Source organism: Nocardia sp. NPDC088792 (genome assembly GCF_044750615.1).
Lineage (GTDB): Bacteria > Actinomycetota > Actinomycetes > Mycobacteriales > Mycobacteriaceae > Nocardia.
Genome location: NZ_JBIVKC010000003.1, coordinates 277,905 through 292,409 on the forward strand (window position 1 = coordinate 277,905; position 14,505 = coordinate 292,409).

General features: G+C 70.9%; 1 protein-coding gene (cut by a window edge). It reads left to right on the forward strand.

What is annotated here, in order from left to right; all coding sequences use genetic code 11:
* Positions 1-30 precede the first annotated feature (30 nt).
* Positions 31-14,505, forward strand: the 5' portion of a protein-coding gene (locus ACIP5Y_RS19100; protein WP_400351576.1) for a type I polyketide synthase. 495 nt of this gene lie beyond the right edge of the window; 14,475 of the gene's 14,970 nt are visible here — the first part of the coding sequence; the start codon lies at positions 31-33; its stop codon lies beyond the right edge, outside the window.

Below are 14,505 nucleotides of genomic sequence, written 5' to 3' on the forward strand. Positions count from 1 at the left end.
CTACGGCATGGCCTGAGGACGGACACAAAGATGCCGAACGACGAGAAACTCCTGGAATACCTGCGGCGCGCCACCGCCGACCTGGGTGACGCACGGCGCAAACTGCGGGAGACGGAGGACGCCCGGCACGAGCCGATCGCGATCGTCGGGATGGGCTGCCGGTATCCGGGCGGCGCGAATTCACCGGAACAACTGTGGGACCTGGTCACCGCCGGCACCGACGCCATCACCGAATGGCCACGCAATCGTGGCTGGGACGTCGACGGCCGCTACGACCCGGACCCGGACAACCCCGGCACCTCCTACACCCGCAACGGCGGATTCCTCAACGACGCAGGCGAATTCGACCCGGGATTCTTCGGCATCTCACCACGCGAAGCGCTCGCCATGGACCCGCAACAGCGGCTGCTGCTGGAAGTGGCCTGGGAGACCCTGGAACGCGCCGGCATCGTGCCCGCCGCCCTGCGCAATACGGCCACCGGCGTCTTCATCGGCGCGATGGTCAACGGGTACGGCGCGGGCTGCGCCACCGTCCCGGAGGTCGAGGGCCTGCTGCACACCGGCACCACCGGCAGCGTCGTCTCCGGGCGAGTGTCCTACGTGCTCGGCCTGACCGGACCGTCCTTCACCGTGGACACCGCCTGCTCGTCCTCGCTGGTCGCGCTGCATCTGGCCGTGCGGTCGCTGCGTTCGGGGGAGTGCGGTATGGCACTGGCCGGCGGCGTGACCGTCGGCGCCGAACTCGACGCCTTCGTCTCCTTCAGCCGGCAACGCGCCCTCGCCCCCGACGGCCGCTGCAAGGCATTCTCCGAGACCGCCGACGGCACCGCCTGGTCCGAAGGCGTGGGAGTGCTGCTGCTGGAACGCCTTTCCGACGCGGTAGCCAACGGGCACCAGGTGCTGGCGGTCGTGGCCGGTTCGGCGGTGAACCAGGACGGTGCGTCGAACGGCCTCACCGCACCCAACGGCCCCGCACAACAGCGGGTCATCCGCGCCGCCCTGGCCGACGCCCGATTGTCCACGGCCGATGTCGATGTCGTGGAAGCGCACGGCACCGGCACCCGGCTGGGCGACCCGATCGAAGCCCAAGCCCTGCTGGCGACCTACGGCCGCGCCCGGCCCGCCGACGCGCCACTGTGGCTGGGATCGCTGAAATCGAACATCGGGCACACCTCCGCGGCCGCCGGCGTGGGCGGGATCATCAAGATGGTGCAGGCGCTGCGGCACGGCGTACTGCCGCGGACATTGCATGCGGATGAGCCGTCCTCACAGGTGGATTGGACCTCGGGTGCGGTGCGGCTGCTGTCCGAGCAGCGGGCGTGGCCGGACGTCGATCGACCGCGACGCTCGGCGGTGTCCTCGTTCGGGGTGAGCGGGACCAATGCGCATGTGGTGCTGGAACAAGCGCCCGCAGCCGGGAACGGTTCGGACGGCACCACCGCAACATCTCCAGGCGAAGGAGCGCGGCTGCTGCCGTTCGTCGTCTCGGCGCGCACCGAGGAGGCACTCGCCGCGCAGGCCCGCGGTCTGTCTACCGTCGTCGAGCGCGACCGCGAGACCGGCACAGCCTCCATTGCGCGGGCATTGGCCACCACGCGTACCGCATTCGAGCATCGCGCGGTCGTGATCGCCGACGGCCGCGACGACCTGCTGGCGGGGTTGCGTGCACTCGAGTCGGGCGACGATACGGCCGCCTTGATTCGCGGCGGTGGAACACACACCGGCCGAGTGGTTTTCATGTTCCCCGGCCAAGGCTCACAGTGGGTGGGCATGGCCCGCGAGCTGTGGGAGCAGTCACCGGTGTTCGCGGCGCGGATGGCCGAGTGCGAGGCGGCCCTCGACCCGTTCGTGGACTGGTCACTGCGCGAGCGGATCTTCGAGGGCGACGCCTGGGATCGGGTGGATGTCGTTCAGCCGGTGCTGTTCTCGGTGATGGTGTCGCTGGCCGCGCTGTGGCGGTCGTTCGGGGTGGAACCCGCAGCGGTGGTGGGGCATTCGCAGGGTGAGATCGCCGCCGCGGTGGTGGCGGGTGGACTGGCACTGGCGGACGGCGCGAAGGTTGTCGCATTGCGCAGCAAGTCCATTGCGGCGCTCGCGGGTCGCGGGGGCATGGCCTCGGTACCGCTGCCCGTCGCGGACGTGACAGATCGCCTGCGCGACCGGACGGACCGGATCTCGATCGCGGCCGTCAACGGTCCGTCATCGACCGTGGTCGCAGGTGATTCCGAAGCCATCGAGCGATTCGTCGCCGACCTCGTCGCCGGCGAGATCCGCGCCCGGGTCATCCCCGTCGACTACGCCTCGCACTCGCCGCAGGTCGAGGAGATCCGGGCCGAACTGCTGGCAGCGCTCTCCGATATCGCGCCCACCAGCGGGGAGATTCCGTTCTTCTCCACCGTGGACGCCGACTGGCGCGACACCGGGACCCTCGACTCGGAGTACTGGTATCGCAACCTGCGTCAACCCGTGCGCTTCGCCGACGCCACCCGCACCCTGCTCGACGACGGTTACGCCTTCTTCCTCGAACCGAGCACCCACCCCGTCCTCACGGTCGGCGTGAACCAGACCGCCGAGGCAGCCGGTCTCGAGGCCACAGCCGTCGGCACGCTACGCCGCGACCAGGGCGGTCTCGACACCGCGCTGCGCTCCTTCGCCGCGGCGCAGGTCCGCGGACTGTCCCCGGACTGGTCCGCTTTCTTCGCCGAAACACCCGGCACCGCAGTGCCACTGCCGACCTACGCCTTCCAGCACCGCTGGTTCTGGCTGCAGACCCCGGAGGACGCCGTCATCGCGCCGCCGGCCGCCCACCCCGCGGAAACCGCCTTCTGGCAGACGGTCGACGACAAGAACCTCGCCGCCTTCACCGCCACCCTCGGCATCGACTCCACCGATACGGTGAGCGACGTACTACCCGCCCTCGCGACCTGGCGACGCGGCCTCGAGGATCGCGCCACCGCCGACTCCTGGCGCTACCGCGTCGACTGGGAGCCACTCACCGACCGCCCGAGCGCATCACTCACCGGCACTTGGCTGCTCGTCACCTCCGCAACCACCAGCGCGGACTCCGAACACACCGATCCGCCGGCCGCTGCGTGTGCGCGGGTACTCGCGGCCGGTGGCGCGACTGTGGTGCCGATCGTGCTGGATTCGTCCGCCGACGATCGGGAAGCGTTGTCCGCCTTGCTGACCGATGTGCTTGCCGGACTGCCGGAGCCGGTGGCCGGTGTGCTGTCCCTGCTCGGCCTCGACGAATCCCCGCACCGGCGCAATCCTCAGATGACCGACGGCGCCGCACTGAGTCTGGTGCTGCTGCAGGCGCTCGGCGACAGCGGCTGCGCGGCCCCGATGTGGTGGGCCACTCGCGGCGCTGTGGCCGTCGATGACGCCGACGTGCTCACGAGCCCGGCGCAGACTCTGCTGTGGGGCCTCGGTCGCGTTGCGGCGCTGGAGCATTCGGCTCGCTGGGGTGGCCTCGTCGACCTCCCCGCGACCCTCGACGAGCAGGCCACGACGCGACTGCGTCAGGTGTTCGCCCGCCTGGATGACGAGGACCAGGTGGCGATTCGTGCAGCGGGGATGCACGGCAGGCGATTGGTTCGCGCCGAGCTCGGTGACGCTGTGGCGGCACGTCCCTGGCAGCCGCGCGGCACGGTTCTGATCACCGGCGGTACCGGCGGCGTCGGCAAGCACTTGGCTCGCTGGTTCGCTGACCGCGGCGCGGAGCACATCGTGCTGATCGGTCGCCGTGGCCCGGTCGGTGTGGCGGGATTGACCGAGCTGACCGAGCAGCTGCTCGCGCGTGGCACGCGGTTGACCATTGCCGCCTGTGATGTCGCGGACCGGGCGGCGCTGGCGGAGCTCGTCGACGGATTGCGCAGCGGCGGAGCCGATATCGGCACTGTGGTCCACGCGGCCGGCGCGGGTGTGCTGATCCCGCTCGCCGATACCGATCCCGATCACTTTGCCGAAACGCTGGATGCCAAGGTCCGCGGTGCCGAGAATCTCGACGCCGTCTTCGGTGCGGACACGTTGGACGCGTTCGTCCTGTTCTCCTCCATCTCCGCGGTCTGGGGCAGCGATGAGCACGGCGCGTACGCCGCCGCCAACGCCTACCTCGACGGCCTGGCCGAGAACCGCCGATCCCGTGGCCTGACCGCCACCTCGATCGTCTGGGGCATCTGGGATCCGGCCGAGGGCGGCGGGATGGCGGCCAACCTCGCCGAGGCGCAATTGCGTGGCCGCGGTATCCCTTTCATGCCGCCGGCCGTCGCGCTCGACGCCTTCGGGCGGGTGCTGGACAACGACGACACCGTCGTCCTGGTGGCCGCCGTCGATTGGGACCGCTTCGCGCCGGTGTTCACCTCGGTGCGGCCGAGCCCGCTCATCGGAAGCCTGCCGGAGGTGAGCCGCGTCCTGGCCGCCGACGAGGAGCCCGCCGCTGACGACGGTGCGGGCGCGGCCCTGCGCCGCCGACTACGCGAGGCCGCCCCGGCCGATCGCGACCGCCTCTTGATCGACCTGGTGCGCACTCATGCGGCACGGGTTCTCGGCCACGACTCCGCCTCCGCGGTCGAATCCGAAAGAGCCTTCCGCGACCTGGGTTTCGACTCGCTGACCGCCGTCGAGATGCGTAATCGGCTCAATACCGCCACCGGGCTGCGGCTGCCCGTGACGGTCATCTTCGACTACTCGTCGGCCACCGCGCTCGCCCGGCATCTCGGTGAACTGGCGCTCGGTACCGGAACCGATGCGCCCGAGCCGCTGCCGGTCGTCGCCGTCGACGACCAGGACCCCATCGTGATCGTCGGCATGGCCTGCCGCTATCCGGGTGGCGTGCAGGATCCGGACGGATTGTGGGACCTGCTGATCGAGGGCCGTGACGCCGTCGCCGAACTGCCGGCGGACCGCGGCTGGAACGTGGAGGCGATCTACGACGCCGACCCGGACCGGCCCGGCTCGACCTATGCGGTCGAAGGCGGATTCCTCAGCGACGCAGCGGAATTCGACAACGCCTTCTTCGGCATCTCGCCGCGCGAGGCGCTCGCCATGGATCCCCAGCAGCGACTGCTGCTGGAGACCTGCTGGGAGGCGCTCGAGCGCGCGGGCATCGATCCGGCCACCGCGCGTGGCAGCCGGACCGGCGTCTTCGCCGGCGCCGCCTACCAGGGGTACGGCAACCACGATGTGCCCGCGGAAGTGGAAGGCCATCTCATCGCGGGCGTATCCACCAGCGTGCTGTCCGGTCGGATCGCCTACAGCCTCGGGCTCGAGGGCCCCGCCATCACCGTGGATACCGCATGCTCCTCCTCGCTGGTCGCCGTGCATCTGGCCGCACAGGCCCTGCGTAGCGGCGAATGCACGCTCGCCCTGGCCGGCGGCGTCACCGTCCTCGGATCGACGCTGTCGCTCACCGGTTTCAGCCGCCAGCGCGGCCTGGCCGCCGACGGGCGCTGCAAGTCCTACGCCGCCGCCGCGGACGGCTTCGGCATCGCCGAAGGCGTCGGTGTACTACTGCTGGAACGACTTTCGGACGCCCGCCGCAACGGCCATCCGGTACTGGCCACGGTCCGTGGCTCCGCGATGAACCAGGACGGCGCCAGCAACGGACTCACCGCCCCGAACGGCCTCGCCCAGCAGCGGGTCATCCGCGAGGCACTCGCCGGCGCCGGGCTCACGGCAGCCGACGTCGACGTGGTCGAAGGGCACGGCACTGGCACGAAACTGGGCGACCCGATCGAAGCCGACGCACTATTGGCCACCTACGGCCGCAACCGGCCCGCGGACCGGCCGCTGCGCCTGGGCTCGGTGAAATCGAATATCGGTCACACCCAGGCGGCTTCGGGCGCCGCGGGCATCATCAAAGTGGTGCAGGCGTTGCGCCACGACCTGCTGCCGAAGTCGCTGTACGCCGCCGACCCCACGCCGAACGTCGACTGGACCGCGGGCGCGGTCTCGTTGCTGGTGGAGTCCGAACCGTGGGTGCGGAACGGACGACCGCGCCGCGCGGGGGTCTCCTCCTTCGGTCTCAGTGGCACCAATGCGCACGTGATCATCGAGCAGGCGCCCGAAGCGGAGTCGGAAATCGATGCCCCGCAGCCCGATCGGCTGATACGGGACGGCAGCGGGCCGCAGGTGGATCGCCCTGTGCTGTGGCCCCTTTCGGGTCGCACCGAGCCGGCCTTGCGGGCTCAGGCGGCTCGACTGGCCGCGCACCTCTCGGCCCGGCCCACACTTTCTCCTGAGGATGTCGGGTACTCGCTGATCCGCGATCGGACACCGTTCGAATATCGGGCCGTCATCGGCGGCAGCGATCGCGATGCCATGCTCGCGAGCCTGACCGCGTTGGCCGGAGGGCGCGCTGACGATCTGCTCGTCGAGGGCACGGCCGCCCCCGTGGGCCGGACTGTCTTCGTGTTCCCGGGACAGGGCTCGCAATGGGCCGGTATGGCCCGGGAACTGCTGGACGAGTCTCCGGTGTTCGCCCAGCGGATGGCCGAGTGCGCAGCGGCGTTGGCGCCGTTCGTGGAGTGGTCTCTGATCGATCTGCTGCGTTCGTCGGATCCGTTGGATCGGGTGGATGTCGTTCAGCCGGTGCTGTTCTCGGTGATGGTCTCGCTCGCCGCGGTCTGGCGGTCCTTCGGCGTGGAACCTGCTGCGGTGGTAGGACATTCGCAGGGTGAGATCGCCGCCGCGGTGGTGGCCGGAGGGCTGTCGCTGGCAGACGGCGCGCGCATCGTCGCCCTGCGCAGCAAGGCACTGCTGCCCCTCATCGGTCAGGGCGGGATGCTGTTCGCGGCCGTCCCGGCGGACGCGATCACCGAATACCTGGAGCCGTGGGCAGATCGGGTATCGGTGGCCGCGGTGAACGGTCCCGGCTCGGTGACGGTATCGGGGGATCCCACCTCGCTGCGGGAGCTGAGCGAGCGGCTCGCCGACGCCGGAATCATGTCCTGGGAGCTGCCCGGCGTCGATTTCGCCGGGCACTCACCGCAGGTGGAAGCGCTTCGCGCCGAACTGGATACGGCTTTCACCGGCGTGACGCCACAGGTTTCGGAGATCGCGTTCTACTCCACGGCAACCGGCACACGCCTCGACACCACCGCGCTCGACCCCGCCTACTGGTACCGGAACCTGCGGGAGCCGGTCCTGTTCTCGAGGGCCGTCGACGCGCTACTACGGGACGAGCACACGGTATTCGTCGAGATCAGCCCGAATCCGGTGCTGTCGGTATGGCTGCGGCAAGCCATCGACACGGCCGAGGCGGCCGGATGCGTCACCGGCACCCTCGCCGACGGTGACGGCGGCCTGCGCCGCTTCCTGCTCTCGCTCGGCGTACTGCACACCTGTGGCGCCGACATCGACTGGGATGCCGTGCTTTCCGGTACCGGTGGCCGCCGCGTCGAACTACCGACCTACGCCTTCCAGCGTTCTCGCTACTGGCTGCAGGCGCCGGTGATCGACCGTGCCGAGGTAGGGATGGTCGGCGCCGATCCGGTCGCCGCCGGGTTCTGGACGGCGGTCGAGTCCGGTGACGTCACCACTGTGGCAAGCACACTGCGGATGACCGGCGAGGAGGCGCAGGCTTCACTGAGCGCGGTGCTGCCCGCCCTGTCCTCGTGGCATCGCGACCGCCGCGACCGCTCCGTGCTGGATACCTGGCGGTACCGGGTGATCTGGAAGCCGCTGCAGCTCGGCGCGGAAAAGCCGGTGCTGCAAGGCATCTGGTGGTTGTTCGTCCCCGCTTCGGCGATGACCGACCCGGCCGTCGCCGCCTGCGCGAGCGCACTCGAAAGGCACGGCGCCAGCGTCGTGACCGTGCCGTTCGGCCATGACGACTCGGCCGATCGGGCTGCTGTCGCTGACGATTTGAGCGACCGCCTGCGTACCGGCGCACCCGCCGGGGTGCTGTCGATACTGGGACTCGCGTCCGGCGGGCATGCGTCCGCGCCGGTAGTGCCGTCCGGTCTGGCTATGACGGTGACGCTGGTTCAGGCGCTGGGCGATGCCGGTGTCAGCGCACCGATGTGGGCCGCGACCGTCGGCGCGGTCCGGGTGGGCCGCTCCGATGCGGCGCCCGCCGCGGACCAGGCGATGACCTGGGGGCTGGGTTCGGTTGCGGGCATGGAGTACCCGCAGCGCTGGGCCGGTCTGATCGATCTTCCGGAGCGGTGGGACGAGCGGGTGCTCGAACGGCTGGTCCGCGTACTCGCGGGTCTCGATGGTGAAGACCAGCTCGCCTTGCGCGCTTCCGGTGTTTTCGCTCGCCGCCTCGTGCGGTCCGAACCGGTGGCGCCGGACGCCACTTGGGCCACTTCGGGGACCGCGCTGATCACCGGCGGTACCGGCGCGCTCGGTGCGCATGCCGCTCGGTGGCTGGCAGGTGCGGGTGCACGGCATATCCTGCTCGCCGGCCGGCAGGGACCTGCCGCGCCCGGTGTCGCCGCACTGGTGGCCGAGCTGGCGGAACTGGGCGTGGACGCCGAGGGCGTCGCCTGCGATGTCACCGACCGTGACGCGCTTGCCGCCCTGCTCGATTCGATTCCGGCGGATCGGCCGCTGCGCACGGTGGTGCACGCGGCGGGTGTGCTGGACGACGGCGTACTCGACGCCCTCACCCCGGAACGTGCTGCCGCCGTGCTGCGTCCCAAGGCCGAGGCGGCCGCGCACCTCGACGAACTCACCCGCGACCTGGAGCTGGACGGGTTCGTCCTCTACTCCTCACTCGCCGCCACACTGCCGGGCACCGGTCAAGGCAGCTATGCGGCGGCCAACGCCTACTTGGATGCCCTCGCGGAACAGCGCCGGTCCCGCGGTCTTCCGGCCACCTCGGTGGCTTGGGGTCTGTGGGCGGGGAACAGCGCGGCCGCCGCGGTGGGGGATCGGCTCGTCCGTGCGGGCCTGCAGCCGATGGCACCGGACCTGGCCCTCGCCGCACTGGGCGCGGCGCTGGCACACGGTGAAACACGGCTCATCGTCTCCGGTTTCGAGTGGGAGCGGTTCACTCGCACGTCGGTCACCCTGCGGCCCAACACCGTACTGCGTGAGCTGCCCGAGGCTGTTCCGTTCCTCGGCTCGGACACCGCGGACAGCGAGGGAGATTCACTCGCGGCACGGCTGGCCGGACTGTCCGCGGCCGAGCGTGAGGAAGAACTGATCGCGCTGGTCCGCGCGGAAGTCGCCGAGACACTCGGCTACGCCGATGCCGACGGCATCGAGCCCGGCCGGGTCTTCCGTGACCTCGGCTTCGACTCCCTGACCGCCGTCGACCTGCGCAACCGGCTGGCGGCGACCACCGGGTTGCGACTGTCGGTGACTCTCGTCTTCGACCACCCCACGATCACCGCACTCGTGCGCCACCTCGGCGAACTGCTCGGCGTCGAGACCACGGCACCCGCCGACACCGCGACCGGGACAACCACCGGGACCGCGGCTGCCGCGAGCCGGACATCCTCGACATCCACCGGGTCGGCCGCAGTCGACGATCCCATCGCGATCGTGGCGATGAGCTGCCGCTTTCCCGGCGATGTGGAAACCCCCGAGGACCTGTGGCAGCTCGTCCACGACGGCGTCGACGCCATCTCACCGTTCCCCGTCGGCCGCGGCTGGGACCTCGACGAGCTCTACTCCGACGATCCGGGCCGACTCGGCACCTCCTACACCCGGCACGGCGGATTCCTGCACCGCGCAGACGAATTCGACCCTGCCTTCTTCGGCATCTCCCCACGCGAGGCGTTGGCGATCGATCCGCAGCAGCGGCTGCTGCTCGAAATCGCCTGGGAGGCATTCGAACGGGCCGGGATCGATCCGCTGTCACTGAAGGGCAGCCGGGCCGGTGTCTTCGTCGGCTCCAGCTACCACGACTACGGCGCCCGCGTACGCCAACCATCCGAAGAGCTCGAAGGCTATCTGGGCCTCGGCAGCGCCGGCAGCGTCGCCTCCGGCCGCATCGCCTACACCTTCGGGATCGAGGGGCCCGCGGTAACCGTGGACACGGCGTGCTCCTCATCGCTGGTGGCCATTCACCTTGCCGCACAGGCACTGCGCGGCGGTGAATGCACGCTCGCCCTGGCAGGCGGTGTCGCGGTCATGGCTACTCCGACGTCGTTCGTCGAATTCAGCCGGCAGCGCGGGCTCGCCGAGGACGGCCGCTGCAAGCCATTCGCCGCGGCGGCCGATGGCACCGCCTGGGCCGAGGGCGCAGGCGTCGTTGTCTTGGAACGCCTCTCGGACGCACGACGGAACGGACACCCGGTACTGGCACTGGTCCGAGGCTCGGCCGTCAACCAGGACGGCGCCAGCAACGGCCTCACCGCCCCGAACGGCCCCGCCCAGCAACGGGTCATCGCACAGGCGCTGGCCGGCGCCGGAATCACCGCCGCCGAAATCGACGCCGTCGAGGCGCACGGGACCGGCACCCGACTCGGCGATCCCATCGAAGCCCAAGCGCTGCTGGCCACCTACGGGCAGGACCGGCCGGCGGATCGGCCACTGCTGCTCGGCTCACTGAAATCCAATATCGGGCACACCCAGGCGGCCGCCGGTATCGCCGGAGTCATCAAGATGGTGCAAGCCATGCGGCACGGCGTGCTACCCGGCACCCTGCATGTGGACCGGCCGACCCCGCTGGTCGACTGGTCCGCGGGCGCGGTGAACGTACTGACCGAGAACACCGCCTGGCCCGAGACCGGCCGCCCACGCCGGGCCGGCGTGTCCTCCTTCGGCGTCAGCGGCACGAATGCCCACACCATACTGGAACACGTTCCCGCAGAGGATGATTCGGCGCGGTCGGCAGGGGTCTCGGTGTCGGCTTCGCTGTCGACCTCGGCACGTTCCGACTCGGCGGCGGACGCCGACGCGCGGGCCGCCGGCGGCGGGCTGTGGCTCGTCTCCGGCCGGAGCGCGGCGGCCCTGCGGGCGCAGGCACGGCGGCTGGCGGCGTACGCGGAGGCGCGTCCCGCGCTCGGCTCCGCCGAGATCGGCAGGGCTCTTGCGTTGCACCGCAGTGCTTTCGAGCATCGTGGCGCGGTCGTCGCCGACAGCCGCGAGACACTGCTGGCGGGCTTGCGCGCGCTGGCGGACGACGGTATCGCGCCCGGTGTACTGCGTGGCCGGTCCGGGGCGGGGAAAACGGCCTTCCTGTTCGCTGGGCAGGGCAGTCAGCGCGCAGGGATGGGGGCGGAGCTCTATCACGCCCGGCCTGTCTTCGCCGATGCGCTCGACGCGGTGTGCGCCGAGTTCGACACGGTCCTCGATCGGCCGTTGCGTGCGGTGATGTTCGCATCGGCGGGGTCGCCCGAGGCGGCCCTGCTCGATACGACCGCCTTCACTCAGCCGGCGTTGTTCGCGCTGGAGACGGCCTTGTTCCGGCTGCTGGAGCACTGGGATGTGACTCCCGCACTGCTGCTGGGGCATTCGGTGGGCGAGCTCGCCGCGGCGCATGTGGCGGGTGTGCTGTCGCTGCCGGACGCGGTCCGGCTGGTCGCGGCCCGTGGACGGCTCATGCAGGCCCTGCCCGAGGGCGGCGCCATGATCGCGCTGACCGCCTCGGAAGCGGAGGTGCTGCCGCTGTTGGCGGGGCTCGAGGATCGGGTGTCGATCGCGGCGGTGAACGGTCCGGCCTCGACGGTCGTTTCCGGTGACGCCGACGCCGCGCTCGATATCGCGGCCCGCTGGCAGTCCGTGGGCGGTAAGGCGCGGCGGCTCACTGTCGGTCACGCCTTCCACTCCCCGCACATGGACGCGATGCTCGACGACTTCCGGCAGGTCGCCGAAACCGTCGACTTCCGCGCACCGCTGATCCCGATCGTCTCGAATCTGACCGGCCGGATCGCGAGTGCCGAGGAAATCCGCACCGCCGACTACTGGGTCACCCACGTGCGCAGCGCCGTTCGCTTCCATGACGGCATGGCGTGCCTGCACGCACAGGGTGCCACTCGATTCCTGGAGCTGGGCCCCGACCAGTCACTGACCGCCATGGGCCGCGACAGCCTCGCCGACCACGACGTCGATCCGGACGCCCTGGTCTCGCTGCTGCGGCGCGACCGCACCGAGATCGCCTCGGCGACAACCGCGCTGGCGCAATTGCACACCCGCGGCCTGCCGGTCGATTGGGCACGGTTCCTCGGCGGCTCGGCGAGTGCGCATGTGGACCTGCCCACCTACGCCTTCCAGCGCGAGCGCTACTGGCTGGAGGCCGACGCTGCCACCGGCGATGTCGGGTCGGCGGGCCTGCGTCCGGCCGGGCATCCGCTGCTGGGCGGGATGGTCGAACTCCCGGACACCGGCGGATTCCTGTGCACCACCAGGCTTTCCCTCCGCAGCCACCCGTGGCTGGCCGACCACGCCGTGCTGGGCTCGGCGCTGTTCCCGGCCACCGCCTTCCTCGAACTGGCCATCCGGGCCGGCGACGAAGCCGGGTGCACCGAGGTCGACGAACTGCTGCTGGAAGCGCCCCTGGTCATCGCACCGAACAGCGCTGTGCTCCTGCAGGTTTCAGTAGGCGCTCCCGATGTGGACGGCAGCCGGTCGATCGCCGTGTACTCCCGCCCCGAATCGTCGGCTCCCGGACAGTCGTGGACCCGCCACGCCAGCGGCCTGCTCACCGACGCCGACCCGAACGAGCCCGCGGCCGCGGGCGAATGGCCGCCCCGAGACGCCGAACCGATCGACGTGACCGGCCTCTACGAACGTTTCGAACAGGGCGGCTTCGCCTACGGACCGGCCTTCCAAGGCCTGCGCGCCGCCTGGCGACTCGGCGACGAGGTATACGCCGAAGCGAGCCTGCCGCAACAACACCGCGGCGACGCGACCGCCTACGGCCTGCACCCCGCCCTGCTCGACAGCTCCCTGCACGCACTGACCTTCGGCATCCTCGAGGGCTCGACACAGAGCTGGTTGCCGTTCTCCTGGAACGGCGTCCGCCTGCACGCCTCCGGCGCCGCCACACTGCGCATCCGATTGCGCCCCGCCGGCCGCGACGCCGTCGAGGTACTGGCAACGGACGCCGCCGGCGACCCCGTCGCCTCGATGCGCTCCCTGGTACTGCGCCCGGTGTCCGCCGACCAGGTCGGCGCCGCCCGACCGGCCGCCGGACACGAAGAACTCTTCCGTGTCGAATGGCCCGCTCTGCCGACGAAAACGCCTGCCGCGGCCGCCAACTGGGTCGTTCTCGGCGAGGACGCCGCACACTGGACCACGGCGGGCGTCACCCGCGGCGCGACCGAACTCGCCGAGCTCCTGACCGGTGACCGGCCCGCAGTAGTGGTCGCTCCGATCCCGTCGGAGCCGGCGCCGCGGGATGAGGTGGCGGCGGTTCGATCCGCTACCGAGTACGCGCTCGAACTGGTCCAGGGCTGGCTCGCGGACGAGCGGTTCCGGGGTGCGACCCTGCTGTTGGTGACGCGCGGTGGGGTGGCCGTGCGTCCGGATGCCGATGTGCCGGACCTGGCGCATGCCGCGGTCTGGGGGCTGGTGCGCACCGCGCAGACCGAGCATCCCGGCCAGTTCGTGATCGCGGATCTGGACGGCGAGACCGCCTCGGTGGCCGCGCTTCCGGCGGCGGTCGGGTCCGGCGAGCCGCAGTTGGCCCTGCGTTCCGGTGTGGCGCATCAGGCTCGGCTTGCCCGGGTCCCGCGTGCCGATGCGCCCGCGGCGCCGGTGTGGGCGCGTGGCGGCACTGTCTTGATCACCGGTGGTACCGGTGCGATCGGGCGGCACATTGCGCGCCACCTCGTGTCCGAGCATGGTGTGCGCCGGCTGGTATTGACCGGCCGGCGTGGACTCGCCGCGGACGGCGCGGCCGAGCTGCGGGACGAGTTGAGTGCGCTCGGTGCGGATATCCAGATCGTCGCTTGCGATGTCGCCGAGCGGGATCGGGTCGCGGAGTTGCTCGCGGGGATTCCCGCGGCGCATCCGCTCACCGCGGTGGTGCATGCCGCCGGTGTACTCGCCGACGGTGTGATCGGCGCACTGACTCCGCAGCGGCTGCGAGAAGTATTGCGTCCCAAGGCGGATGCGGCCCTGCATCTGCACGAGCTGACCGCCGGGATGGAACTGTCGGCGTTCGTGATGTTCTCGTCCATCGCCGGTGTCTTCGGCGGGATGGGCCAGGCCAACTATGCCGCGGCCAATGCCTTCCTCGACGCACTCGCACATCGCAGGCGGGCGCAGGGCCTGCCCGCGGCCGCCCTCGATTGGGGACTGTGGACCACCGACGGCGGCATGAGCGGCTCGCTCGACGAAGCGGACCTGCGCCGCATCGCCCGCGGCGGCATCCTGGCCTTCACCCCCGAGGACGGCGTCGCTCTGTTCGACCTGGCGGTCGCCGCCGATGAACCCGCCGCGCTGCCACTGCGTCTCGACCTGGAAGCGACCGCGACGGCCGGCTACCCGCCCATGCTGCGCGGCCTGATCGGCCCGCGGACGCGACGGGTGGCCGGCGCCGCCGCCACCGAATCCATCGTGCAGCGACTGCAAGGCCGGAATACGGCCGAGCGTGAACGCATC